This is a genomic window from Microcoleus sp. S36b_A4, from assembly GCF_036700645.1.
Lineage (GTDB): Bacteria > Cyanobacteriota > Cyanobacteriia > Cyanobacteriales > Microcoleaceae > Microcoleus.
On the sequence record NZ_JAUBPI010000022.1, the window covers coordinates 36733 to 63185 of the forward strand.

The 26453-nt window shown below is 44.1% G+C and carries 18 protein-coding genes; 7 read left to right on the forward strand and 11 right to left on the reverse strand.

Annotation, left to right across the window (positions count from 1 at the left end; all coding sequences use genetic code 11):
- The first annotated feature begins 388 nt into the window (after positions 1–388).
- From menA to QUA03_RS09505, 4 genes are all read left to right on the forward strand, one after another.
- Entirely contained in the window at positions 389–1285 is an 897-nt protein-coding gene (menA, locus tag QUA03_RS09490) for a 2-carboxy-1,4-naphthoquinone phytyltransferase (RefSeq protein ID WP_333211549.1), read from the forward strand.
- Positions 1286–1418: 133 nt separating this feature from the next.
- The gene (menH, locus tag QUA03_RS09495) at positions 1419–2219 is read left to right on the forward strand and encodes a 2-succinyl-6-hydroxy-2,4-cyclohexadiene-1-carboxylate synthase (RefSeq protein WP_333211551.1); all 801 of its coding nucleotides are present in this window, start codon (positions 1419–1421) and stop codon (positions 2217–2219) included.
- A gap of 11 nt (positions 2220–2230) precedes the next feature.
- A complete protein-coding gene (locus QUA03_RS09500; protein WP_333211553.1) occupies positions 2231–3265 on the forward strand; it encodes an o-succinylbenzoate synthase in 1035 nt (344 codons plus the stop codon).
- Positions 3266–3341: 76 nt separating this feature from the next.
- On the forward strand, positions 3342–4760 hold the full coding sequence (locus tag QUA03_RS09505) for a 2-succinylbenzoate--CoA ligase (RefSeq protein ID WP_333211555.1): 1419 nt from the start codon (positions 3342–3344) through the stop codon (positions 4758–4760).
- Positions 4761–4875: 115 nt separating this feature from the next.
- On the opposite strand, the gene QUA03_RS09510 is transcribed toward QUA03_RS09505, so the two are convergent.
- The 4 genes from QUA03_RS09510 to QUA03_RS09525 form a co-directional block, all read right to left on the reverse strand.
- Entirely contained in the window at positions 4876–5847 is a 972-nt protein-coding gene (locus QUA03_RS09510; protein ID WP_333211557.1) for a putative 2-dehydropantoate 2-reductase, read from the reverse strand.
- A gap of 226 nt (positions 5848–6073) precedes the next feature.
- Positions 6074–6499, reverse strand: a complete 426-nt coding sequence (locus QUA03_RS09515) for a thioesterase family protein (RefSeq protein WP_333211604.1) — start codon at positions 6497–6499, stop codon at positions 6074–6076.
- 152 nt (positions 6500–6651) lie between these two features.
- Positions 6652–7098, reverse strand: coding sequence for a tellurite resistance TerB family protein (locus QUA03_RS09520; protein ID WP_333211559.1), 447 nt, complete (start codon positions 7096–7098; stop codon positions 6652–6654).
- A gap of 238 nt (positions 7099–7336) precedes the next feature.
- Entirely contained in the window at positions 7337–8641 is a 1305-nt protein-coding gene (locus QUA03_RS09525; RefSeq protein ID WP_333211561.1) for an ATP-binding protein, read from the reverse strand.
- Between the two features lie 125 nt (positions 8642–8766).
- On the opposite strand from QUA03_RS09525, the gene QUA03_RS09530 reads away from it, so the two are divergent.
- Complete coding sequence (locus tag QUA03_RS09530) at positions 8767–9090, forward strand: TMEM14 family protein (RefSeq protein ID WP_190735279.1); 324 nt, start codon at positions 8767–8769, stop codon at positions 9088–9090.
- 153 nt (positions 9091–9243) lie between these two features.
- Here the strand turns inward: QUA03_RS09530 and QUA03_RS09535 are convergent, their stop codons facing one another.
- Positions 9244–10269: a hypothetical protein gene (locus QUA03_RS09535; RefSeq protein WP_333211562.1), complete on the reverse strand. Its 1026-nt coding sequence runs from the start codon at positions 10267–10269 to the stop codon at positions 9244–9246.
- Between the two features lie 76 nt (positions 10270–10345).
- On the opposite strand from QUA03_RS09535, the gene QUA03_RS09540 reads away from it, so the two are divergent.
- Positions 10346–11758 (forward strand): hypothetical protein, encoded by a 1413-nt coding sequence (locus tag QUA03_RS09540; RefSeq protein ID WP_333211564.1) that lies wholly within the window; start codon positions 10346–10348, stop codon positions 11756–11758.
- 250 nt (positions 11759–12008) lie between these two features.
- Here the strand turns inward: QUA03_RS09540 and QUA03_RS09545 are convergent, their stop codons facing one another.
- A complete protein-coding gene (locus QUA03_RS09545) occupies positions 12009–14510 on the reverse strand; it encodes a protein kinase domain-containing protein (RefSeq protein ID WP_333211566.1) in 2502 nt (833 codons plus the stop codon).
- Positions 14504–14950: a hypothetical protein gene (locus tag QUA03_RS09550; protein WP_333211569.1), complete on the reverse strand. Its 447-nt coding sequence runs from the start codon at positions 14948–14950 to the stop codon at positions 14504–14506. Before QUA03_RS09550 ends, QUA03_RS09545 begins: the two co-directional genes overlap by 7 nt.
- Before the next feature lie 513 nt (positions 14951–15463).
- On the opposite strand from QUA03_RS09550, the gene QUA03_RS09555 reads away from it, so the two are divergent.
- Positions 15464–16696, forward strand: coding sequence for a glycosyltransferase family 2 protein (locus QUA03_RS09555; RefSeq protein WP_333211571.1), 1233 nt, complete (start codon positions 15464–15466; stop codon positions 16694–16696).
- A gap of 158 nt (positions 16697–16854) precedes the next feature.
- On the opposite strand, the gene QUA03_RS09560 is transcribed toward QUA03_RS09555, so the two are convergent.
- The 4 genes from QUA03_RS09560 to QUA03_RS09575 all read right to left on the reverse strand — a co-directional run bounded on the left by QUA03_RS09560 (position 16855) and on the right by QUA03_RS09575 (position 26442).
- Entirely contained in the window at positions 16855–19131 is a 2277-nt protein-coding gene (locus QUA03_RS09560) for an FdhF/YdeP family oxidoreductase (protein ID WP_333211572.1), read from the reverse strand.
- A 356-nt stretch (positions 19132–19487) separates the two neighbouring features.
- On the reverse strand, positions 19488–24671 hold the full coding sequence (locus tag QUA03_RS09565; protein ID WP_333211574.1) for an nSTAND1 domain-containing NTPase: 5184 nt from the start codon (positions 24669–24671) through the stop codon (positions 19488–19490).
- 538 nt (positions 24672–25209) lie between these two features.
- Positions 25210–25569 carry a hypothetical protein gene (locus QUA03_RS09570; protein ID WP_333211576.1) on the reverse strand — a complete coding sequence of 120 codons (360 nt, stop codon included), beginning with the start codon at positions 25567–25569 and terminating at the stop codon, positions 25210–25212.
- 726 nt (positions 25570–26295) lie between these two features.
- Positions 26296–26442, reverse strand: a complete 147-nt coding sequence (locus QUA03_RS09575) for a hypothetical protein (protein WP_333211578.1) — start codon at positions 26440–26442, stop codon at positions 26296–26298.
- Between the last annotated feature and the right edge of the window lie 11 nt (positions 26443–26453).

Below are 26453 nucleotides of genomic sequence, written 5' to 3' on the forward strand. Positions count from 1 at the left end.
TTTGTCAGAAAGAGTGCGGTTTTGTCCCGCTAGAACCCCTATTTCGATCTAAGCACGGGAGGGCGATCGCAAAACATGACCTTTCGAGTTTCCCGGAAAGTTTGGGCTCAGCGGGGGGCAAAAAACAGACGATCTTCTTCGAGGACTTCGCCAACGCGCGATCAATCGAAACATTTAGACATAAAACTTTAAGATTGAGCGACTCAATCTCGAGTCTCATGCGATCAACCTTGCAGAGGTTTGCAGACGGGCATTACCGGACGCGCCTGCGCCCGCAAAGCCTCTCAACGGATGCCCCCCGCGCACTCAACCAGATACAGAGTAGAGTTTCTTCACCAATAAAATTGTAAAATTACTACGCTGCTATCAATTGAATCAAGTTTGTGTGATGACAACAAAGTTAATTGAACGTTCAAATAGTAAATTGTGGCTGGCGGCAATCAAGCCGCCCATGTACAGCGTTGCGGTGATTCCTATTTCAGTAGGAACTGCAATTGCTTTTGCCGAAACTCAAACGATTAATTCGTTAATTTTTTCGACATTTTTAATGTCAGCCATTTTGATTATAGCATGGCTGAATCTCAGCAATGATGTATTTGACTCCGAAACAGGAATCGATAAAAACAAGGCACATTCTCTAGTTAACTTAACCGGAAATAAAGCTTTAATTTTCGGGCTAGCCAATCTGTTTTTAGCAGTTGGAGTTTCGGGAATCTGCGCCATAAGCTGGTGGCAAAAAGACCCAACAGTAATTTTGCTAGTAGTTTTGTGCTGTGCTCTGGGCTACACTTACCAAGGGCCTCCGTTTCGTCTTGGCTATCAGGGTTTAGGGGAAATAATCTGCTTTTTCACTTTTGGGCCGCTAGCCTTGGCCGCTGCTTATTACAGTCAGACTCAAACTTGGTCTGCAACTAATTTTGCGGCTTCGGTAATCGTGGGAATTACTACGAGTATCATCTTATTTTGTTCCCACTTTCATCAAATTGCGGATGATTTGGCGGCGGGTAAAAAATCGCCAATTGTGCGACTCGGTACAAAGAAAGGTGCCCAGTTGTTGCAGTGGTTGTGCGGCAGCGTTTATGCTTTGACTGTGCTATTTGTGGCTGTGGGAATGTTCCAAATTTGGACGCTGTTGATTTTTGGGAGTTTGCCATTTGCGATCGACCTTTGCCGCCATGTCACAGGCTATCATGACCAACCGGGAAAGGTCAGCAACTCTAAGTTTATCGCAGTTACGCTGCATTTTTCGAGCGGATTGCTGCTGGCGTTGGGGTTTGCTTTGTAGATCGGGCGATCGAGAATTTCGGTAAAATGGAGGTATGGTTTGCTAAGTTGAGGGAGTTGGTGGAGTTGGGTGACTTCTCAAAATTTTCTTTAATTTAGCAATCCATACCTCATATTGAATCGTATAATTATATATGGAAAAATTTAATAATTATAACTTTCACTATTCCTTAACTGGCAACAAGAATCAGCCGAAACTTTTATTTTTGCATGGATTCACGGGCAGCAGTCAAGACTTTAGCAGCGTCATTCCCTTACTTCCTAACAGTTATTGCTGCTTAGCAGTTGACCTTCCCGGCCACGGAAAAACCCAAGTCAACGGTGACGAAAGTTGCTACAATATGTCAAATACTGCCCAAGCATTAATCGAGTTATTAGATGATTTACAAATAGACAAATGTTTGTTGTTGGGCTATTCAATGGGTGGGCGATTGGCACTTTACATGACATTACACTTTCCAGAAAGATTCGAGAAAGTAGTGTTAGAGTCAGCTTCTCCGGGATTGAAAACAGAAAAAGAGCGATCGCACCGCCTAGAATCCGATTTACAGCTAGCACAAAAGCTGGAGAATAGCAACATTAAAGATTTTTTATTAAACTGGTACGATCGCCCTTTATTCAAATCTTTAAAAAATTCTCCTAATTTCGACAAACTCATAGAAAGCCGCTTAGCAAACAATCCCTTAGAATTAGCCAAATCTCTCCGCAATATGGGAACCGGCAACCAGCCCTCTCTCTGGGAAAAACTGGCACAAAATCAAATGCCCATCCTCTTGCTAGCTGGAGAATACGATGATAAATTTACAACTATAAATACCGAAATGGCCAGCTTGTGTCCGGCCACTACTCTGGAAATTGTACCAAAAGCTGGCCACAATATCCATTTTGAAAATATTGATAATTTTGGATCAGTTGTGAGAAAATTTTATGATTAACTAAAAAACTAATGCTTCATCAATTCGAGTTTCGCACTTATCAGCGAAAATTTAAGCGTCCACTGCAAACAAGTCACGGCATTTGGGATATTCGCGAAGGAATTATCCTGCGACTTGTGGACGAAAACAATCAAATTGGGTGGGGAGAAATTGCCCCTTTGAGTTGGTTTGGTTCCGAAAGTTTTGAGCAAGCTTTATATTTTTGTCACCAGTTGTCAGGTAATATTTCATCAGAGATGATTTTTGCTATTTCCGCTGAATTGCCGGCTTGTCAATTTGGCTTTGAGTCAGCACTAAGCGAGCAAAATTCACCCCCCCCAGCCCCCCCTTGCCAAGGGGGGGAGAAAAGCGAAAATTTAACTTACCTTTCCCAAAAGGGGGAGAAAATGCAAAATCGGTTCAGCGGTTTATTGCCCGCAGGTGAAACAGCTTTGCAGGCTTTGCAAGTGCTTTGGTTAGAGGGATATCGGACATTTAAATGGAAAATTGGTGTTGCTGCAATTGAGGAAGAATTAAAGATTTTCCAGCAGCTAATCGAAGCAATTCACAATTTGTGCGATCGAGAATCTGCCTTTTTGCGGTTAGATGCCAACGGGGGACTGAGTTACTGGCAGGCTAAAACATGGTTGGAAGCTTGCGACGAGGTAAATGCAACTCCCGACTTTTCCGCAGACATTGAATTTTTGGAACAGCCACTGCCTGTAACACAGTTTCAGGAAATGGTAGAATTGAATGCTATTTATGCAACTCCGATCGCCCTTGATGAATCTGCTGCCAACCTCGATCGCATCCAAGAGTGCTACAGCCAAGGCTGGCGGGGCATTTTCGTCATTAAACCGGCGATTGCTGGTTCCCCATCCCAACTGCGAAAATTTTGTCAAACTCACAATATAGACGCTGTTTTCTCATCAGTATTTGAAACCGAAATCGGCAGACAGGCAGCCTTAAATTTAGCCAAACAATTGTCTTTAAATAAGAGAGCACTGGGCTTCGGCACCGATTGCTGGTTCGACGATAATAATTCGATTTTGGATTTTAGATTTTAGATTTTAGATTACTCCCACGACTAAAGCAAGCGGGTGAGGTAATTGTTTTGAATCGAGAAACTTGGTGAAAGCATCTATGGCAACAAATCTAACAGTAAATATCCTGGATATCGCGGCTAGCTTGTCCGATAATTGGCTGATCGGTTGTGACAGTCGCGAATTTGCCCGAATTGTCGATCGGCTATTTCAAGAAATCACCCAGAATCCCGCACAAAAAACACCCCCAAAAATTTGCCTCGCCGAACCAGAACCCGTGCAATTTCTGGCCAGTTTCATCGCCGCCCGCGCCGCCAAATGCCCGATTTTTCTGTGCAATCCCAACTGGGTAAAACAAGAATGGCAACAAGTCTTTGATTTAGTCCAACCCGACTTAATTTTGGGACAATACCCGCTTCCCAAAAATCCCCATATCCCCGTCCGCGAAGGCGAACTTCGTTTGTGTAGCCGCGAATTCCATTCGCCGACTAAAAGCGGTTCTGATACGATTATGATTCCCACCGGCGGTTCTTCAGGAAAAATCCGTTTTGCCATCCACACTTGGGAAACACTAACCGCATCAGTACAAGGTTTTCAACAATATTTTCAAGTTGACAAAATTAACTCTTTCTGCGTTTTGCCATTATACCACGTCAGCGGTTTAATGCAATTCATGCGATCGTTTACTACCGGAGGAAAACTGGCTATTCAGCCCTTTAAAGAATTAGAAAAGGGTAAAATATGCGACATCGAACCAGAAGAATTTTTCATTTCTTTAGTTCCAACTCAACTGCAACGGCTGCTGCAAAACCCAGATACAGCTAATTGGCTGGGACGGTTTCGTGCTGTACTTTTGGGCGGTGCTCCCGCTTGGCCGGAACTTTTAGAAACAGCTAGAAACTATCAAATCAAATTAGCGCCCAGTTACGGCATGACCGAAACTGCCTCGCAAATTGCTACACTAAAACCCCAAGATTTTCTCGCGGGTAATAACAGTTCTGGTCAAAGTTTACCGCACGCTAAAATAACTATTCGCAGTGCAAATGGGGAGATTTTGTGCGACAATCAAATCGGAAATATTGCTATAAATGCTAACTCTTTGGCGTTGGGTTATTATCCTGAAAATTTTGGCGATCGCGAATATTTCCAATTAGACGATTTGGGATTTTTTGATAAAAATAACTACTTAAATATTGTCGGACGCAGCAGCGACAAAATTATTACAGGCGGAGAAAATGTATTTCCGCCGGAAGTTGAAGCCGTTGTGCGATCGACTAATTTAGTGGCGGATATTGCTGTAATTGGCTTGCCAGACAAAGATTGGGGTCAAGTCGTTACGGCTATCTACGTTCCCGCTAATTCCGAAGTTACTGTCAAAAATCTGCAAGCGGCAATAGAAGATAAGTTGAGCAAGTTTAAGCGACCGAAATATTGGGTAATCGTCGAACAATTGCCGCGCAATTCTCAAGGCAAAGTTAATCGAGAACAATTGCAAAAAATTGCGCTCGAATATCAATAATTATTAGGCGATCGCAATCAATGCAGAAGGCAGAATTTATCATGCTTATTTCCGACTCCTGACAACAGCCAACAGTCAACAGCCAACAGTCAACAGCCAACTGTCAACTGACTAATTACGACAAACCTAATAGCCTTCTCGTCCTCTCTGCTTCTTGTCTTTGAACATCTAGAAACTTCAACATTCGGTAAAGTACCTCTATTTGGGGCAACTTAATACCTGCTTGCTGCGCCACCCATATCGGATTACCAAAAATCGCCTCAACTTCCAGAGGTCGCGATTCATCATAATCGATTTTCATGCTCGTGCGGTAAGGCTTCATTTTCTGAGTGTATTCAAGCATTTGTGGGATAAAGTCATCGGGAATAATGCGATCGCAACTTTTTGCTCCCGCTACCACTTCCCCCATGATTTCCTTAACTAAAATCAGAGTATCGGGATTAGCCATCAGTTCGTCAGTTCTCGCATCCAACACTACAGACAGCCCGTTATAAGGAATATTCCAAACCAGCTTTTTCCACCTTGATAATAGCAAATCTTCGCTCATTTTAATAGGAATATGAGCACGTTTAAAATCCTTAGCAATTTGGTGCAATCTATCAGTAATACCGATGGGCTTGTAGTCTTGGGCATATTCTCCCAGCGTAATAGTGCCGTAATCTAGGTGACAGATGTGACCTGGCCCAACTTTATAAGAACAGAGAAAACACAGTCCGCCAACCACTCGTTCTGCACCGACAATTTTAGCTACTTCCGGTTCGACATTTAATCCGTTTTGCAATACTAAAACTGCGCCATTATCCTTTAATAAAGAAGGCAAAATTTGGGGCAACAAGTGATTTTGAGTTGTTTTCAGCGCTACAATTACTACGTCGCACTGAGGCATTTTGTGCGCGTCGTGGTAGGCGCGGACGTGGGGGAGGATGAAGTCGCCTTCGGGAGACTCGACAATCAAGCCGTGTTTTTTGACCTGATCGTAATCGCTGCGTAGTAAAAAATTGACTTCTAAACCTGCTTGTTGCAGTCTAGCACCATAAAATCCCCCTAAAGCTCCCGTGCCTACAATGGCATAATTGCGATTTGACATACTATCAAAAACTCCGAAAAAGTTCTCAACCTAAAAGAAATTAGACCCCGCTCAACAACGGATACCGTGCCACGTACTTAAGTCGCGCTCAGTCCAAAATTTTAGACCAAAGTTGAAACTCCCAGATTCAATGCTGCAAGTAAATCTAAAATCTAAAATCTAAAATCTAAAATCTAAAATCTAAAATCGACTGACTGTCATTCCCTGTTATTATTTAAAGATATAACTAATCTGAAATCTCAATCTCAATTTTCCTCATCCACTGCATCAAGTCTTCAGATAGCTGTTTTCTAGTTCGGCTAACTGCATCGATGCAGACGTGCTTAGTAAGAGCTTTAGCAGCGCTTCTTCCTGCAACTTGCTCAGAAAATATTTGATAGGCAATTTCAAATTCATCGCCAGTAACTTGTTTGGGCGTCAATTGAATTATCAGCCGATCGCCCGCAAACATTGGGCGATAAAAATCTACACTAGCATGAATTATGGGAAAGGCAACCTCGGGATTGCTGAAAAATGCTTTGAGATTGATTGCAGATGCTGCTAGAGATGCCTCGTAAGCTTCGTGACACATCGCCAAAACGTTAGCAAAGTAAACGACTCCAGCAGCATCGGTATCTTGAAAGCGAACAGTGCGGGTGTAAGTGAAAGGCATTTGAGGTAGTAACGGCGATCGCAAATTGGATCGGAATTTTACCAACCATCATATCCGTAAACCCGCACTTTTGGAGAAGTTATTAGCTAAGTAAGTAGGCGCTAATTTTTTATATTGTAAAACTCGCCCTCCTCACTCCTTCCCCTGATTTCTTAACCTTTGTTCTTAATTAACATCACGTCTATAATCTTGAGGGCAATATCTTCGGAAAGCCCCAATGCACTGTAAAGATCGTTCAAAAGTTGTTCTTCTTCTTCGGAAACCTCGCCATCGGCTAAAGCGATATCAGTTGTCACAGCAAAAACGGTTTCTTTAAGTTCGTCTGGAAGCGTTGCTAAAGCCGCATTAAACAGTACCTCAACTCCTTGCCGTTGCAGAATCATCAGCAGGCGTTCGAGCATTTTTCTCATAACGTCATCCGGATAGCTGCGGAACAGTTGCATCCGAGATAGCGTCATGCTAATCGCTTTACTTTCGCTGTCATTGATGTAACCGTCGGCTGCTACGGCAATTAGCGCGATCGCCGCAAATGCTTCTGCCGGTCCTAACGTTACGTCCGTTTCTTGGCGAGTCTGCGATACTTTATCAAATAAACCCATGATATTTTCCTCGTTATTTAGTGGTCGATTTAGGGAGTCAGGATAGGTTCTGGCTCTGGAGGTTTCTTTGGGGATTTTGATAATTATATCAAATTTTGTTAGTTAGTTGTTATCAATAAAATTATGAAAAAATTAAGAATTTTTATTTCGCCCTTCGGCGCTGCAATGGCGGGTTTATTTAGATCCTGAATTACCTTGCCATATCTCAGGTAAAATCCGCCCTGCCAGCGCCGACAATCTACTTGTCAAAAAGGGCTAAATCTGCTTTCAGGAAATCAACAAACTGCCGCGCAGTCCTGCCCGATCGCCCATTGCGACGAGTTGCCCATTCTTTAGCTCGGTGCTCCAAATCATCGGCAGCGAGTTTTATTCCAGCAAGTTCTGCCAGATGCCGAACAATTGTTAAATAAGTGTTTTGATCGGCCGGTTCAAAAGTTAAAGTCAAGCCAAATCGATCGCTAAATGAAAGTTTTTCCTGCACAGTATCCCAAGCGTGAACTTCATCTCCGTCGCGGGGGCGAGGCCTGTCGTCAAAAAACTCTCGAATTAAATGTCTGCGGTTAGATGTGGCATAAACTACCACATTTTGAGAGCGAGCAGTGACATTCCCCTCCAACACAACTTTCAGAGCTTTAAAAGCATCATCATCTTCCTCAAAAGACAGGTCATCCACAAAAATAATAAACTTTTGAGGAACTCCCCGCAACTGCTCGACAATTAGCGGCAAATCTTGCAAATCCGATTTAGATACTTCAATCAAGCGCAGATGGCGAGATCCAAACTCATTTAATAGCGACTTCACCAAAGAAGACTTGCCCGAACCGCGGCTGCCGTATAGCAAGACGTGCAAAGCCGGATAACCTGCTAGCAAAAACTCCGTATTTTTCACCAAAGCATCCCGCTGCCAATCGCAGCAAACCAGCTCTTTTAAAGTTATGCCATCGGGATGCGAAATAGTCGCTAACTGCCCTACCCGCCACGCAAAAGCGCGATATTCGGCAAACAAACCAGTGCCAAACTGTCGGTAATAAGCTGCCAAAGATTCCGTAGCGCTAGACCATTTTTCCAGTTTCCCGTGCAGGGGCAAATCTCCCGGTTCTGCTACAGTTTCGGAATGCCAAATCGGAGGCACTGCGTCAAGTTGACCCGCTACCCGCACCCACTTGCTCAACTGTTCGCTGCTGCATTCGTAAATATTTTGCAGCACTTCTAAATCATGTCGGGCGGCCTCCACCAAAGCGGGGGGCAAACTTGCAAAATCTGTTTGCTGTGCTCGGCGTGAAAAGGGGTTTTCGTCTTTGAGAATTTCGGAAATCAGAGAATCTTTCCAGCTTAAATTTTTAGCAGCCTGAAGTTTGAACCAATTCCCGTAAGCTACCTGACATTCCAAACCGCTGACTTCGCTGTGGTGAAGGGCTTGCAGCAAATCGAGAAAGGCTTGACCGACAGGGCTTTTGAAAACAGATTGATACAGCAGCAGGGATGCTGCTTGGCGCTGGAGGTAACGGATTTGGGCGATCGCACCAGAAGTTAGGGCTGACATAATGGCAATTGTATAACAGTTACATATCCTGACTGGCTTTAATAAATTTTCTAACAATTCGTGACACTAATTGCAGGCCACGCTGTATAAATTTAGATGCACTTGTGAAATCGGGAGGATTAAAAATGAATTTAGGTACAGCAGCCGCGATCGGCTACGGCATTTTAACACTGGTTGGCGGCATCATGGGTTATATCAAGGCCAAAAGCCAAGCCTCGCTGATTTCCGGCTTGATTAGCGGTTCCCTGCTAATTTTTGCCGGCACCGCCCAGCTTATGGGACAAAGTTGGGGTTTAACATTAGCAGCAGCCATCTCCGCTGTTTTAGTAATAGTCTTTATTGTGCGCCTTGTTAAAACTCAAAAATTCATGCCCGCCGGGATGCTAATTTTAGCTAGCTTAGCGTCTTTGGGCGCGATCGTTTACGAAATCAGCGGTCAATATCAATAATCAGTTGACTGTTGACTGTTGACTGTTGACTGTTTTTAGTGGTCAGTGGTTATTTGTTAATTGTTAGTTGTTCGTTCTAATAACCAATAAACAATAACCAATAACTACTAACCAATAACCAGTGACCAATAACTAATGACTAATGACTAATGACTAACCACTAATGACTGCATCAATATACTGCTGAACTTCCCTGAGTTGCTGCCGCTGGCATTGGATCCAAATTTTTTCCGCAGATCGCTGTTCCGGCGTCTCTTTTTGATACCACGCCTGCTTCTCTAAAAAATTATTGTAGAATTTAATCGCTTTTTCAACTGTTTGAATTGCCAGTTTCATGCGCTCCTCAAAAACTGCTATGATTACATTATCCAGGATTAACCCAATCACTTTACAGGACTCTTCAAAATCGACCACACTGATTCCCATTTTGCTTTTATAAACCAGAGTTTCTACAGGTTCTTTCAGCGTTTCTTTAAAATTTTTCATATAAGAACCCGGCAAATATTTCAGTGGCTCCGTAAACTTCGATACAATCTCCCCGCCTATTGATTGTAGTCGCTCTCTAAATTTAGACTGACTGTTTAGGTCAAAGCATTCAATACAAAATTCAATTTTTTCTATATCAATAGATTGTAATTCTTTAAAAATTAAACTGAGTTCATTCTCCATAATTAAAATCACTCGCTCTGCCTGTGAATCAACTTCATTCCGCAACTCTTTGTGCAAATTATCTTTTTCAAAAAAACCAATAGTATCTCTTTGAAAGACTTGAGAATTTTTATCCCACAAAAACCACTGATTTTTTAGCTTGGTCGCCTTGTCGCTCCAAGATTTGCGAACTTTAGCAACAGCATCATATTTGCCATGTTTTCCTAAAGTGCGAATTCTCACATCGCATCCGCTTAGTTCGCCAATTTGCTCCCAGACATCAACAGGAGATGCTCCAGCAATTCTCGGCTTGCTATTCCAGACATCCTCAGCCTGAGATACATCTTTGAAACATACCTGAAGTAACACTTTGAGTCTGATGGCAGATTGCTTAATTTCGTCAATACAAGGTTCCACATCTAAGCTGAGTTGGGTAGCTGACTGTTTAATCTCCACGGATTGATATTCGTCTGCCAACAATCGATCGCTAAACTGGGTAATAGCCTGGAATGCCTTGAGATACTCATTCATTTCCTTTCTGCCTCGTTTCCCTAAACAGCATACAATACAAAACATCTGCCTTTTTGAATGGAAACTGAGTCACCACATGGATTATATATTCACCCCTGCAACTCAGGCGCGACTCAATAGTGGCAACCTTGTACAGCCTGGTGCCAAAACAGGAAAATTGCTCCCTGCTGCTAGAGATCCGGTGACAGGGGAGTTTGTGGAGATCGCAAAAATTTTTTATCAATCAAGAAGTGAAACTCTATCCTCGCGCGGAGTTATAGGATTGCTCGCACAGTTAGCCGGAGGTGGCCCCATACAGCCTCTGGTAGCTCCCGTATACGTGACTGTGGCGCCGTTGCAGGTGGCTCAAACTCATCAGGGGTTTCAAAAAATATACAGAATGCTTAACTCTCTGAAAATTAATTTGGCAGTGATCCAAGCAACTGCTGCTGTCATTGGTATTGGCACTGTATCGAGCACAGTTTTGTCAGCAGTAAACCTCAACCAAGTATTAAAAATCCGAGAAGAGGCAAAGCACCAGAAGCTAAAAATTAAAGACGGATTTATCGATCTCAGACACATCCTCAAAGATAGGGGAGTAGAGGTGATCCAGCAGATTTTCAAGGTGGCTCACGACTCTAGTTTTGAAATGCACCGCCAGAAACTGGTTAACGGTTACGAGATTTTTTCTAAAGCTATCAAACGCTGTCAGTCAGCCCTGACAGTGCCCGATCTTAAACTTCGGAATTCCGAAATTAATAGCGGGCGAGATATGCTGTTTGAAGCTTTAAAAATTTATGATAATCCCAGTTTGTTGGAGGGGCTGTCTTCTGCCGGACAACTCAGGCAAATGGAATGTGTTTGGGCGATCGAGCAGGCGATCGGGGTCACGTTTCACTTGCAGCGGGCCTACGATATGGTGAGCGATCGCCTCCTGGAACTCCAATCAAAAATTTGTCAAAATCTTCTAACTGTTGTTAAAGGATGTCAATCCGAACCAGAACTAGATTTTTTATTTCCTGAAGTTACTAGGATTCTAGGTCATGATTTAAGTGTAATAGAATTTTGGCAGAATGAGGTTGATTGGATGGAAACTTTGTCTCCAAAAGAGCAGCACCAGTTAGCTAGTTTAGATAAACTCACCGCCGAGACGTTAAAAAGCAGCGTGTACACTACATTCGCGGTATTAGCTGCGGAACCTTCCCTTTATGAAACTTTAAAGCAAAAGTCTCACTTTCTATCCTTGCGTGACCAGCTAACCTTCGCTGTGTCGCCGGAAATTCGCCGGAGATACGAATTTTATGTCAGCCAGCAGGCGATCGCTACTGGCTATCAAGCTTTAGCTGCCTCGAATTGGCAAGAAATATCCGATTTAACTGTGGCTAACCTCTACCACTTTTTTCAAATCCGAGAGAAATCGCCTGAAAATTATCCAACTGAGGACGAATTAGAAACGCCTTATTGGCACTTTCCCAAAACCTTAAAAAACGAGCTGAATTACAGCAATTAAATGACTAATGACTAATGGATACTGTTGACTGTTGACTGTTGACTGTTGACTGTTGACTGACTTCTTCCCTCGTAGATACAACTTTTCAATTGTTACACTATCTGTAGTAGTAAGGTGTGTACTGCCCACCCTACAAGTATAATCTGTGCGTCAAGGACTATTTCTCCTTCTTCCTTCTATCTTTTACATCCGTTACATCCGTTACATCCGTTACATCCGTTACATAATCCGTTGCCGAACTTCCTTCTGATTACCTCAACCACAACTTAATAGTATTATCTTTAGAACCGCTAGCAATAGTTTTGCCATCGGGACTAAAAGTCACTACATAAACCTCATCGGAATGTCCCGTCAAAGTATTAAGCAATTGTCCGGTAGCAAAATCCCAAACTTTAATAGTTTTATCCTTGCTCCCGCTCGCAATAAACTTCCCGTCCGGGCTGATAGCAACCGAGACAATATCGTCCGAATGTCCCTGGATAGACCGAATTAAATCTCCTGTTTCGATATTCCAGACTTTAATACTTTCATCGTAAGAACCGCTAACAATTGTCTTGCCGTCTGGGCTCACAGCAACCGACCTCACCGCGTCGCCGTGTCCCTCTATAGTTTTGAGCAACGCCCCTGTTGCGACATCCACCACTGTAATTTTTTTATCCTTAGAAGCGCTAACCAAACTTTTTCCATCTGGAGTGAAAGCAACAGAATAAACAAAATCTGTATGGTCTGGAAAACTCTGAATCAAACGACCACTTGCTGCATCGGAAATCTTTGTGGTTTTGTCTCCGCTGGCACTAGCCACAAGCTGTCCGTCGGGGCTGAGAGCGACAGACCAAACAGAAGCAGTGTGGTCGAGACTGCGAATCACTTGCCCTGTTTTCAAATCCCACAGCATGACTCGCCAAAAACCGGTTCCAGTCGCCAGTTTCGTACCGTTGGAGTCAAAAGCAACCGACCAAACGGTGGAGGAATCTCCTGGAAAAGTGCGGATCGACTTGCCTGTAGCTAAATCCCAAATTTGGATGGTTTTGTCTTTAGAACCGCTGGCTAACATTAAGCCGTCTGGACTGAAAGCAACAGACCCAACGGCATCGGAATGCTGAGCGAAATTTTTGACTTTGGCGTTCTTCCACAGCAGACCTGCTTGGCATTGTTCTTGTAACTCCTGAGCGGATGAATAGCTGCTGGAAGTGTTGGCAATTGTTGGTATTTGGCTGATGCAGCTTTCATAATTGCTGGCTTTATAAAGAGCTGCAATTTGATTGAACTCTTGGGATTCTTGCTGGGCTCGCTGCTGCCATTCTTGCCACTTGAGATATCCGTAAATTCCGCCGATCGCAGCTAAGATAGCCGCAATTGTTGCCCCGGCAAGATAAGGATTGAATTTGCGAGTTTCTTTGGGGACAAGTGCTGCTGGGCTGGATCTCGACAAATCGGTTTTTCCGTTCAGATTTACCTGCGAGGATACCGCCGGACTTGCCTGCAATTCGAGTTGAGGGGCACTGCTGGCTGGTGGCCCATTGGGGTTGCGGTGTCCCTCCAAAACTGTGGATATCGCCTTGTACAATTTAGCAAATAAAGATTTAGGAATGACTAATTCTTCGATTTTCGCGGCATCTTCGTCGGTAAGCCCTAAAACTTGCTGCAAGCGTTTTAATTCGTCGCGAGTTTCCAGAGAAAAGGGATATTCTTGCTGCATTGCTTCTTGCAGTGATTGTTCGTAGCGTTCGCCTTTTTCCCTGTATTTCCGGTAAGGGTTCAATACCTCATCTTCGATCGCCTCTGCTTCTTCTGGCAGCAATTCCAAACTGACGCGCAGTTCATCTAATATTCTCCGACCGACGACTGTAATATCACCCCGACTGCTGCTGCGCCGATCGACTTCTTCGCGATATATTGTTAGCTTGGGAATCCGCGCCCGCGAGCGATCGCCAATTTTCCTCAAATCGGCTAAAGCTTCCGCCGCCGACTGGTATCTCTCCCGAAAATCGTAGCGCACCATATTGTCCAAAACATCGGCCAGCGCTTGGGAACAGGTGGCTAAATGCCGCCAAACAATTTCGCCTTTATTAGAATTTTTCAAATCCCGCAGTTTCGGCAAGTCGTAAGCCGGCAAACCCGTCATTGCTTGGATGCCAATCATTCCCAAAGCGTAGATATCGCTGTTGAGTTGCGGGTTGTATTGAAATTGTTCGATCGGCATATATTCCAGAGTGCCAATCCGCACAGTTACCGGCGCTTGTCTTTGAGCGATGTGAATTTCTTTCACCGAGCCAAAGTCAATCAAAACTAACTTGTTGTCTGAATAGCGGCGGATTAAATTTGCCGGTTTAATATCTCGGTGAATAACTCCCTGCCCATGTACAAACACTAAAATTTCTAACAGTTCCTTCAGCAAAGGAATCATTTTTTCTTCAGTTAGAGGCTTGCCCGGTACAATCTCGGTTGATAGCGAGTGACCGGCAACAAAAGATTCAACTAAGAAAAATTCTTCATTTTCTTCAAAATAAGCGAATAGCTGAGGAATTTGGTCGTGTTGACCGAGCTTTTCTAGAACTTCTGCTTCTTTTTGAAAAAGACGGCGCGTAGTATTAATTAATTTTGGTTCGGTAGTACCGGGACGCAGGTGCTTGACAAAGCACTGCGGTTCTCCGGGACGGCGAATATCTTTGGCCAGATAGGTTTGTCCAAATTCTCCTGTTTCTATGACTTCAATGATTTGATAGCGTCCATCTAAAAGTTGGCTCACCATGATAATAACGCAGCCTTTTTTTGGTTGATTTTCGCAAGAAACAGTGGCAATGTTGAGTCAGTTGTATAGCCTTTTTCAGGTAAATTAGGTGTTCCTGGGCATTGGCAAAACAGGGCATTGGGCATTGGCAAAACAGGGCGTTGGCAAAACAGGACATTGGGCATTGGCAAAACAGGGCATTGGGTATTCGGAATAGTTGTTTCTTTCCTTCTTCTTTCTTTCCTTCTTTTTTCTTTCCTTCTTCCTTCTTCCCTCTTCCTTCTTCCCTCTTCCTTCTTTCCTTCTGACTTCTGACTTCTGACTTCTGACTGAGATATTGCACCATTCTCAATTACTTGTTGAGGAACAGGCAAGATGCCTGTTCCACAAGAAAAATTATTCTTTGTGGAACGGGCATCTTGCCCGTTCTTGACAATGGTGTAACATCTCAGTTCTGACATATTTATTTTTTCAACATCTGCAAAGCTTGATATCCCAAAAAGAAAAAACCCAAAGCGCCGAGTACCGCTATCGTGTTCGCAAACACATCGACTGTAAAAAATTCGCCCATTGCAATATCCTCTGAAAACTGATATCTATCCTCGGCTTTTCGGTCGCTGTCTGGGTGAGGGGTCTTGCCCCTCGCTGCGGGCGAGCCGAAAGATGCTCACAAATTATAGCAAAAGAGTTGGTCAATCGATTTTAGATTTTAGATTTTAGATTTTAGATTGAAGCATTGACCCCACGGATGAATCCGGGGGCTTGTATCCCGGATGCTTTCGGTCAATCGATTTTAGATTTTAGATTTTAGATTTTAGATTGAAGCATTGACCCCACGGATGAATCTGGGGGCTTGTATCCTGGATGCGAGGGGGTCAAAATAACTTTTCGGGCGATCGACTAGCTTTTTGTTTTAATATTTTTTAATATTTAGGGAGACAAATCCTGTACCGAAATTTTGAGGTCAGTTCGCTTTGATATTGTTAACCCTGCTAATTTTTTCTCTGATTGTAAGTAGAGCTTACACTAAGAATTTGCGCCGATCGGTCGAAAATGCGCCTCGAACCGACAGAAGTTTGGCGAAGCTGTCACCGGAGTCCGCCGCGCAGTTCCCTAAAGTTTCGGTAATCGTACCAGCATACAACGAGGCAGAGAATATTCGGGATTGCGCGATCGCCATTTTGGAGAGTACACCGCTGTCTGTGGACAACTTAGAGGTTTTAATTGTAGACGATCGATCGACAGACGACACGTTAGCGATCGGGCAAACCCTGCAACAGCATCTCAACGACCCCCGGCTTAAAATATTAGCAGGTCAGCCGCGACCAACCAACCAATATTGGGCGGGCAAAAACTGGGCCTGTGCCCAAGCTGTTCAAATAGCAACCGGAGACTTCTTATTATTTATCGATGCCGACGTGCGACTCAAACCAGGGGCGATCGAAACCGCTATCGCCACAGCCGAAACCGAGAAAATAGACTTGTTCACCTGTATGCCAGCGCTGGTTTGTGAGTGTTTGGCCGAGTGGTTAGTACAGCCGATAATGTTCAATCACCTAGCAGTTTGCTACGACTTTACCGCCGTCAACGATCCCTCGAAAACAGACAGTGCTTTTGCCGGCGGCCCATTCATGCTATTTAGGCGATCGGCCTACGAAAAAATCGGCGGTCACGAAGCAGTTGCAAGCGAAATTGTGGAAGATGTGGAATTAGCTAGGCGCATCAAACGTGCGGGTTTAAAGCTCGGGCTTTATTCCGGGTCAAATTTGGCATCCGTGCGGATGTATCGGTCTTGGAGCGCATTGTGGGAAGGCTGGACAAAGAATTTGTATCTCGGCGCTAACCGCAGTTGGGGCTTGATGGTTTACATGGCTGCAATTATGTTTTTTATTTATCCTATGCCGTGGATAGGATTATTCATTATTCTGAAACAAATAATTTCTGCCTTCCCTCTTTCTTCTTCCGTCTTCTCTCTTCCTTCTTCCTTCTTCCTTCTTCCTTCTTCCTTCTTAGTAATAATCGTAACTTGGCAGCATTACACTTTGCGCCGCTTGGGTGCCGAGATTTCGGAATGTCCGACGAAATACTGGTGGTTAGGAGGTTTGGGAGGTGCGTTAGTGGCCGCGATGGCGATCGGTTCTGCGATTAAAACCGAAACCGGTTGGGGGTGGACTTGGCGCGGTAGAACTTTGCAAATTAAGAGTTAATTAAGACTTGCATAGGGGCAGCCAAGATGCCCACCCCACAAAAAATTAACTCCTTGTGGAACAGGCATCTTGCCTGTTCTTAAAAATCATCGAAAATGTGAGTTATAGAAGACCGAAGGCAGAGCTAATCATAACATCCGTTACATCCGTTACATCCGTTACCGAACTTCCGCGTATACAAAAGCAGGTACGCGCTTGTAAGCAGGCGTGCCCGATCGCTTTTCAATCTCCGGGTGAAAAATCACATTAACTTCAGGATAAAACATCAAAGCAGCACCCTCACGAACCGCCCCGTAAATCACCTCGACATTTTCCATTTTCCCCACATTTCCCTGCACAGTAACCCGCTGATGTTCTTGAAAACCAGTGCTTTCTGCATCCGCGCGATTCATCAAAATGCAGTTGCGGTGCGGCATTCCCCGGTATTTGTCATCAATTTTGTAGACGACAGTATTATGCTGAGAATAGCTGCGTCCCGTCATCAAGGCCACAACAATACCCTGTGTTGACTCCGATACTCCAAATTCTTTCGCTTCCGGTAATTTCAGCTTAGGTAAAGGCGTGACAAACATCTTCGCTTTCCCAGACTCTGTAGGGAATTTAGGTTCTGTAAAAATGCGACCGCTGATGGTAAATTCCTCTTTGGTTTCATCAATTGTGGCTATTTTTTCATAGCCAGGAATAGTTTTAGCAATCAATTGCCGAACGTATTTTGTGTCTTGAAGTTGGCGCCAATCAACGGAAAAATCACCGTGAATTCGACTGGCTAATTCTGTTAAAAAATGCACTTCCGGAATCAAATCCGAATTCTGGAGATGAGTTTCGCCCTCATCATTTAAACGCACAAAATTATTCCCCGATTCCACCGTTGTTTTGTGGGGGTTTTCAAAGCGATTCAGGACGGGAATCACAATTGTATTGTGCTTGGCTAATCCGTGAAAATGCCCTAAATTCGGTTTGGTTGCGAGGTAGATAACGGTTTCAACATTGGCTAAAGCGCGTTTTGCCTGGGTTGAATCTGGATTCGCCCCATACAAATTACCGCCCAGACATATCAGCGTATCGACTTTGCCTGCATCTGCTGCTTCAATGAGCGATCGAGTTTCGTAACCCTTAACAGGACTGAGGGGACGATTTAATAACTTTTCTAAAGCTTGTTGAATTTCTTTTTTCAGCTTCACAGTGACGCCCATAGAGCCAAATCCTTGGACGTTTGAGTGTCCTCTGACGGGCATTAATCCTGCACCTTCTTTGCCGACATTTCCTGTCATTAAGGCAGTATTTGCAATGCTGAAAACGTTATCTACACCGTTACCGTGTTGGGTAATTCCCATCGCCCAACCGAATACAACCCGCTGGGATGTGCCGATAATTTTGGCGGCTGCCTCAATTTCTGCTTGGGAAACTCCGCAGGTTTTAGTAATAGTTTCCCAAGCGGTTTCGCGGGCGTGCTGTACTACTGATTCCCAACCTTCTGTATGAGCTTGCAAATAGCTTTCGTCCAGCAAACCTTGTTCGATTATAGACTTTTGAATTCCCACAAATAGGGCTGTATCGCTGCCCGGAATTGGTTGCAAGTATAGCGAGGAAATATCGGAACCGGGGATGAGCGACTTGACGGGAAATGCGGGAGAACCAAACTTGACTAAGCCGATTTCCATCACCGGATTGATTACAATTATTTTACCGCCTTTGTCGCGAATTTTAATCAATTCGTTCATCAAGCGGGGATGGTTGTAGGAAGAATTGCTGCCCGCGAGCACGACGCAATCTGCTTCCTTCAAGTTTTCTAGACTCACTAACGACGTGCGGGTGGCAAACATTTCGCTTAACCCGATTGTCGAGGGAGCGTGGCAGAGATCTGAACAATCTGCTAAGTTATTGGAACCCATCGCCCGCATCATCAATTGCAGCAGAAAAGCGGCTTCGTTGGAAGAGCGACCGGAACTGTAAGATGCCACTCGTTCGGGGGTTTTGCGAAAGGCAGCTTCGGCAATTTGATAAACTTCTTGCCAAGAAATGCGATCGTAATGAGAGGAACCAGCCCGCAAAATCATCGGAAAACTCAGCCTTCCCAACCTATCGGCTTCCATTGAAGTTAATTGCTGAAGTTGTGCAATACTCTGCTGTTCAAAAAATTGAGTTGAGATAGCCGGCTTGATTTCAGCGGAGATTGCTTCGACGCTTTTCATGCACCGCTGAAGTTTTTCGCCCTCTTCATTTGTAAAACCTCCTTTCTGCCCACCCGTGCCCCAAGAACAGGACAAACAAGCACTTTTGTGCAGCAAAGTTTTCCAAAGTTTTGGGCCTTCCGGGGACAATGTATGTTTTGCCCAATATTCTATTACAGGCAAACCGCCACCTATCTCTGGTGTTTCCTCGTTTGTCTCGTTGAATGGCGGGATTGGTTGGACATTTTGAGAATTGACATCCATGTGGTTTACCTTTTGTTTGAATTGCGGATTAGTTGAAGAAAGGCAGCCGGATCACAAGGCATTCGGCAGAATGAAATAAAAATTTTGAAGGCAAGAATTTTGTTGTTTTTCAAAGCGATTTTTTTGAGCGCACTGTACAATACAATTCTGCCGCAGACCGACTTACTTCTATTGACTCGGCGGGGAACCGCCAGAGGAGTTAAATTTATTACTCGAATTTTACCGCAAATTTACAACAGAAAAAACTACTCAACAGATAGATGTTTTAATCTGTATTCAAGAATAGGTTCGCAGTAAGGAGTTTAATCCTCATTCACAGGCATAGAGAAAACTGAAGTCCTCACTACAAACCAGGTTTACTTCCTCTTATTTAACGCCTGTTTCCCAAATCCAAGACAAAGCAGTCGATCGCCCTCAGCAACATTCGGGTCATTCTGCAAATAATCTCCCAACCACTCGCAACTCCGAGCAATGATATTATTCAGTTCCAAATTCTCCACAGGCAACAGAATTACATTCCTATCCCTACTAGCAAAACCCAGAGTTTTGCTGTCCGAACTAAAAGTAACGCTCAACACGCGATCGCTCGACTCCAAAGTCTTAGATAGCAGCGCCTTCTTGCCGTCAAAATCCCACAGCTTAACAGTATTTCCCCCACTCGCCGCCGCAATCAATTTGCCGTCGGGACTAAAACTCACGCTTTCTACAGTATCGCTGTGGTCGAGTTTTTCAGTTAAATTCGCCATTTTTCCATCAAACTCCCACAAGTAAACTTTTTTGTCACCGCAAGCAGCAGCAATAGTCTTACCGTCGGGACTAAAACTAACATTTTTAACGCTGTCTTCGTGGTCGATAGTTTTCAGGATTTTCGCCGATGAACCGTTGAATTGCCACAGGTAAACTCTCTTTTCTCCGGTAATTTCAAAAGCCTTTTTCTTCCCGCTTGCCTTGTCCTCAGCAGCGGTAGCAGTAGCAATAGTTTTGCCGTCGGGACTGAAGCTAACGCTAATTACTGGATTGCTGTGATCGAGTTTTGCAAACAAAGTTGCTTTAGAACCGTTCCAGCGCCAGAGGTACAATTTGCGATCGGCACTTGCGGCGGCAATTATCTTTCCATCTGGACTAAAACTCACGCTTCTAACAATGCCGCTGTGGCTGAGAGTATCTAACAGTTTGCCGTCTAAACTCCAGACTTTCACTGTTTTGTCATTGCTGGCAGAAGCAACAGTTTTATCATCAGGGGAAATGCTCACCCAGGTAACAGAATCCTTGTGATCTTCTAAGGTTTTGAATAAACTGCCGTCAGTGCGCCAAAGTCTCACTGTTTTGTCCCCGCTAGCAGAAGCAATTGTTTTGCCGTCAGCACTAAAACTGACTTTGTAAACCCAGTCTCCGTGTCCCGATAAAATCTTATTCAGCGGAGTGCTGTCCGGTTTCCAAATTTTCACTATTTTGTCCTTACTTGCGGAAGCAATAGTGCCGTCGCCGCTGAAACTTACGGCCCTTACGTCGTCTTGATGTCCTCGAAAAGTGTTGAGCAAAGTGCCGCTGCGACTCCAAACTTTCACCGTATCGTCTGCGCTGCCGGTGACAATTTGTTTGCCGTCGCGACTGAAACTCGCGCTGACAACTTCATCGTTATGTCCTTTGAGAGTTCTGATTTCCTCACCGTTTCGGTTCCAAATTTTGGCTGTGGTGTCGGCACTTGCTGAGACGAGTTCTTGGCTGTTGGGACTGAACTTAATGCTGTAAACAATGTCAGAATGTTTGGTTAATGTTTTGGGATTAATTCTAAATTTCTGGGTTTTATTTTCTCTGTTCCAAAGTTTGACAGTTTTGTCAACACTTGCTGAGGCTATTGTTTGGCCGTCGGGGCTGAAACTGACACCGAGTACCCAGTCTTTGTGTCCGGTTAAGGTTTGCAGCAATTTTTTGTTCGCAAGGTTCCAGATTTTGACGGTGTTGTCGTGACTGGCGGAAGCTAGGGTTTTGCCGTCTGGACTGAAACTGACGCTGGTGACGATATCGCGGTGGCCGGATAAAATGCCGATGGCACTTTTGTCGTTATTTACTTGCCAAATTCTAATTGTGCGATCGGCACAACCAGTCGCGATCGTTTTCCCATCGGGACTAAAACTAACACTCGTCACGCTATCTGGGTGATTGAAAGTTTTTAATAACTTACCTCCTTTGCTCCACAATTTAACAGTTTTGTCAGCACTTGCCGAAGCAACTGAATTGCCGTCGGGACTTACACTCACATCCAAAACAAACTTGCTGTGCTGCTCGAAACGGTTGCGTTCTTGCACCCCGGAAACTGCTTGTCTGAGTCTTTCAGCAATTTGATTTTTAGTGTCCACAGGCAGCGCTGTACTTTTCAGAGAATCACGACCAATTTTGATACTATTTTCCAACACTCCTAATTGATTTTTTTCATTAGAAATCACTAAAGATTCCGACGCCGAATTTAGGGCGTCAGTCCGACTTCTTTCTGCTTCTTGCCGCGCGCTTTCTGCTAATTTTGCTTGCTCGAATGCCATCGCCGAAACACCTCCGAGCACAAGCAGTCCTAGAACCGCTGCCCGCAATTGCCATCTCCGAGTTTGGTAAAGTTGAGCTTCCGCTTCGTGCTGTTTCTCTCTAGCTTCCGACAGCAAAGCATCTTGCTCTCTGTCTTTGCGAATTTGTTCAATTTCATCTCGGTTAATTTGGTTTTGCTTTCGCAGTTCCTCAAATTCTGCCTTTTTATCTAATTCTTGCTGCTGGCGAATGAAGCTAACTAAATAATCGTGAACGAGCTGATAAAGCTCTGCTGGCAGTTCCGTCCAGCGAAAAACTAAACCCGAGTTTACTAACAGTTCTAAAACTAGATCTAATTTGTCAGCTTCAGCAAATGTCGCTAAATTAGAGGCTAATTCTGCGCGGGTTTTTAGGGGACGAATCTGTTCTTCATCTGTGAGCAAATACAATACTCGACGCGCCGCTACTTCATTTTCTGGGCCGCAATCTTTAATGACTTCTTCGAGAAACCTTTCGACTAATTTTTGTTGCGGATTGTTGCCTAGTTCCTGATATTGAGTTAAAGTTCTAATATTCTCTTGTTGCAGTTGAGCGCCGACAAGTTGTAGTTCGATCGGGCGGACTTCTCCTAATTCTCCAGCTAAATCTTGGACTAATTCTTCGATCAGCTCCGGTTCTAAGTAAAACTGCGCTCGCTCAGTTAAAGTGCGAATTACCGATCGCGCATCGACCAGCGAAAAATTTCCTAAATAAAACAGAATGTTTTTGCTGAGGATGTCCTCTAAAATATCATTTTTAACGAATCCTGTCTGGTTTTTGGGTCGGGAAAATTCCAGCAAATAGTGTAAGTAATCTTCCCGCAAACACAGGACGACTTTTAAATATTTGATTTTCAAACATTCCCGCAAAAAATCAAAAAATATTTGCCTTTCCGCTGGCTCTTTCCACACGAAAAAAAATTCTTCAAATTGGTCAAATATCAGAACAGTCACTAAATGTTCGGAATTTATTTGCAGCTCCTTGAGAATATTTCCGTATTCGATCGCCTGTTGTTGTATGATTAATTCTACTGGCTGTGACTGCTCCCTTTGATCCTGATTATTCCCACTCGCTCCACCGTGAAATCCCGAAATAAGATTTCCCTTGACTGCACCTGTTTCTAGGGTCAAATCTACCGGAGCAGTTTCTGGTAATGTTTCGGAATTTTCCGGATCGAATATTTCAGCTTTCCCAGCAGATAACTGTCTGGTCAATTCCCGCGGCCAGTTGTTGTAAACTTGCAGCACTACGGGCAGAACAGTCCGCATTTCTATTTTTTTTTGTTTGAGAGCTGGTACTAATCCTCCCGTGACTATTGAACTTTTGCCAACTCCAGACTGACCGTAAATTACTGTCAGTTTGTCGGGGGTATTGTTCATTCTATATATCAAGCGGTTGAGGTCTTCCTCTCTACCGGAAGCAGTAATTTCGTCAGCAATAGTAGCAGCGCCGGCAATAGTTTCGGCGACGGAATTAACCGCTTCTCTGTGCGGCTGCAATTTTCCGGCTCCAATAAAAGCTCGGAACCGATAGGTGTGTTCCACCGCTCGATAATCTTGCTTAATTTGAAATGCTTCGAGATATTCTCCCCGCTGAAAATAGAGCGATCGCAGCATTTCTAAAACCCGCAAATACAGTTGCGGGTTGTAGCACGCTTCGGTTTCCGAGCGCGCAACCTCTAAATGTGCGATCGCCTCCTGTACCTCACCCAAGTGACTCTGGGCTTCTGCTAAAATTAACAGATACAAGCCTAGATGCTGCGACTTTACATGGGTTCCCTGTCCCGTCGCTTCTAAATTTGAGTTGAGAACGTCTAGAGCGATTAAAGCCCATTCTTTCGCCCCTGGCCAGTTCTTTTGCTCTAAGGCTACTCTAGCCAAAAAGCCGTAATCTTGAGCCAAATTAACTGCTGAATTTTCCATATTTTCATGTAACCTCCGAGCTTTGATAGCTAAATTCCAGAGTGCATCCCAATCTTCTAAATGCTGCAATACTTCGCCAAGTTGATTGATGAATATACCAACGGCATCCGGCCGCCCCGCGCGTTCTAAAACATCAATACATTCCTGAAAATAATTCTTAGCTTCCGTCCAGTAAGGACGGTTGCCGCTGCGATGTTGTTCTGCTTGGAAGCGGTAGCAAAGACCTATGTGGAATAGCAGAATTCCCTCTAACACTGGTGCTGGGTGAACGGTAAATAACAAATCGCTAAATTGTGTTTTCGACCCAATAAACGCTACTTGATGCTTCCAAAAACTGAGACTTTTTTGATACAATTCAATGGCGGCCGGGATGTGGTGACAAGCATATTCATGCCTACCGCGAATAAATTGCAAACTTGCTTCAATAGCGGGTTCTAACCTGATGTTGCAAGTTTGCAAGTCTTGGCTAGCTGACTCTAGTTCACTCAAAGAATTGGCTCCGAGAATGGCAGAATTAGTTAAACGCCAATTGCCACTTTCTAAAATGTGGGAAAAAATGCGATCGGCACTTTTGCCTAAGAACTCCACCAAGTCGTCGGGGCCAATCACAAATTCAACACTTGTCGTCCAAGTTTCGATATCTGTTACTAACCGAATCAGTTTTTTTAAGATTTTGTCTGTCACCCACAGCACCACCGGAAAGGGAAAATTATTCCGAAATTCTTCCCTCACGTAGTTGGTAGAAATTAGTACCTGATCGATCGCACTTACCGATTCCAATCCCAACACCATTAAAGCTGAGGGATGGCTGCAGGAAACTTTGGTTTCTATCGTCGTGTAAAGAGTTTTAACAGATGGCGGGAGGACAATTTCTCGAATCTCGATACCAGACTCCTCCCGCAATTGCCGTACAATTTCCTCTCTCATGGCACTGTAATTGCACCGTACCAAAATCAGCGAAAATTGCCCCTGAGACATCGATAGAGTCCGGGAGAGAGTTTGCAGCGAACTTTTGTTTTGCTGTGCTGCGGTGTCTTGCTGGCAGTGCGAATTAATCATAATTAATATTTGAAAAATATTCTCAGGATAGGTGCTGTCAACTGCCGAAAAAAGTAAGTTCGGCAACGGATTTTTTAACGGATGTAACGGATGGAAGTTCGGCAACGGATTTTTTAACGGATGTAACGGATGTAACGGATGTAACGGATGTCAGGAATCGACCGCAGGGGGAAAGTGCAATTAAGAAATTCCTAACCGTTTTGGCGGTTGCTCTAACTAAGTTTACTTTTACCCGTTGTTACGTTTGCCAATCACAGCGAAGAATCACATGATTAATTTTATTTCTGCCCTTTTTGGCGATTTCCCATCACTGGGAACTATCAATTAATTAAGTTTATTTCAGCCTGCATACTTATTATTTTAGCCGATCGCAATTAAAGCATACCCAAAAAAAATACATACTCTGTTATTCCCATATTCCCAGCAAAATCAACCGAATTTTACTGAAATCTTGATAATTGCTCAAATTCTACCCAGCAAAAGAGTCTTTGTTTGCGGGGTTCCCAGCCATCGCCCAAATCGCCCAAATCCAATTCAGTTATTCGCATATCGCTGAAATCCGGCATTCCTTGCTTGACTGACCCCTTGCATCACTGAGATAAACTACTGGCGGCGGCTCATCAATTACAGCTTGAAGATTTTTTGTCATAAATTTACTAATCTCCATATCTAAAGTAGCTGTAAAATCAGGTTCATCCCAATCCTCGCTTTCTTCAATGCTGATGGTTGGTGGTGGCCCTATATCAAAATCTAGCTCATCGCCAAAATCCGAAACTTTCTTAATTGGCTCTATTTTCTGACCGGTATCAGTGGCAAAAGCTTGAGTTGTATTGGCTATTAGTACGATCGGCAGTGCTACTATGGCACTTATTGTTGGTCGCGCCGTGATTTTCCTCATCGTATCCTCCTGATATAAACTAAACTTTGGTGCTGCTCTACATTCAACTTCTGCGGCCACTTTAGAGCGCTGTCAGTCGATTTTAAATTTTAGATTTTAGATTTCCTCCACAGATGAATCGGAGAGCTTTAACTAGGGTCTAAAATTGGGGGCTGCTTAACACTCCGGCAGTTCGCAAGTATCCGTTTTTGAGCAGAGTCATTAATTAATAGTGGCTTGTTTTTCCACAGGATATAACCTTATCTGTGACTGTTTGTGGCAAGTTTGCTTAACGGAGCATATCCGGTCAACTGTTTGCCTTTCTATTTACTACGTGAAAACTCTTAAACAGTCAGGTTTTCCCGTTAAGTAATTCCCCGGCGTTTGCGAGTGTTCATCAGAAAGGTGGGTGGAAACCCCGTCGTTGTAGGACGGCTTTATATTAAACTATAGTTTGGTCAATGACCCACCCGCGACGATGGATTCAGACAGCCTAACGAGCGAAGTCCAGTACAACTGGCGGCGCAGACAAATCGGTAGACCGGGAAAAGAGGATAGGGCAATGGTAAACATCCCTGGAATCAAAACAACAGATAAGAATTCCTTTTAGGTATTCGACGCATAAAAACCGCTGGGCTAGCGGGGCTAGTCTGTGGAGCGAACATAAGACCAGAAAACTCCTTGTGGGTGGAGGCAGTTGCGATGAAGCAGAAACTCAAATCGTGAGGTTTGGGAATCACCGTGGCTTTAGCCCGGTGAGAATGTCAACTCAGACTCAAAGCAAAGTGTGTGAGAAGTTCGATCGCACACCAGTTTTCGCACACCAGTTTTCGCACTCCCGCGCTGCCACCAGCAAGCTGATGTGATATACCACAGCCACCGAATATGTGTCAATACTTATATCT

Coding starts and splice junctions, on each gene's coding strand:
- menA (WP_333211549.1), top strand. CDS start 389: ATGACAACAAAGTTAATTGAACGTTCAAATAGTAAATTGTGGCTGGCG.
- menH (WP_333211551.1), top strand. CDS start 1,419: ATGGAAAAATTTAATAATTATAACTTTCACTATTCCTTAACTGGCAAC.
- QUA03_RS09500 (WP_333211553.1), top strand. CDS start 2,231: ATGCTTCATCAATTCGAGTTTCGCACTTATCAGCGAAAATTTAAGCGT.
- QUA03_RS09505 (WP_333211555.1), top strand. CDS start 3,342: ATGGCAACAAATCTAACAGTAAATATCCTGGATATCGCGGCTAGCTTG.
- QUA03_RS09510 (WP_333211557.1), bottom strand. CDS start 5,847: ATGTCAAATCGCAATTATGCCATTGTAGGCACGGGAGCTTTAGGGGGA.
- QUA03_RS09515 (WP_333211604.1), bottom strand. CDS start 6,499: ATGCCTTTCACTTACACCCGCACTGTTCGCTTTCAAGATACCGATGCT.
- QUA03_RS09520 (WP_333211559.1), bottom strand. CDS start 7,098: ATGGGTTTATTTGATAAAGTATCGCAGACTCGCCAAGAAACGGACGTA.
- QUA03_RS09525 (WP_333211561.1), bottom strand. CDS start 8,641: ATGTCAGCCCTAACTTCTGGTGCGATCGCCCAAATCCGTTACCTCCAG.
- QUA03_RS09530 (WP_190735279.1), top strand. CDS start 8,767: ATGAATTTAGGTACAGCAGCCGCGATCGGCTACGGCATTTTAACACTG.
- QUA03_RS09535 (WP_333211562.1), bottom strand. CDS start 10,269: ATGAATGAGTATCTCAAGGCATTCCAGGCTATTACCCAGTTTAGCGAT.
- QUA03_RS09540 (WP_333211564.1), top strand. CDS start 10,346: ATGGATTATATATTCACCCCTGCAACTCAGGCGCGACTCAATAGTGGC.
- QUA03_RS09545 (WP_333211566.1), bottom strand. CDS start 14,510: ATGGTGAGCCAACTTTTAGATGGACGCTATCAAATCATTGAAGTCATA.
- QUA03_RS09550 (WP_333211569.1), bottom strand. CDS start 14,950: ATGTCAGAACTGAGATGTTACACCATTGTCAAGAACGGGCAAGATGCC.
- QUA03_RS09560 (WP_333211572.1), bottom strand. CDS start 19,131: ATGGATGTCAATTCTCAAAATGTCCAACCAATCCCGCCATTCAACGAG.
- QUA03_RS09565 (WP_333211574.1), bottom strand. CDS start 24,671: ATGATTAATTCGCACTGCCAGCAAGACACCGCAGCACAGCAAAACAAA.
- QUA03_RS09570 (WP_333211576.1), bottom strand. CDS start 25,569: ATGAGGAAAATCACGGCGCGACCAACAATAAGTGCCATAGTAGCACTG.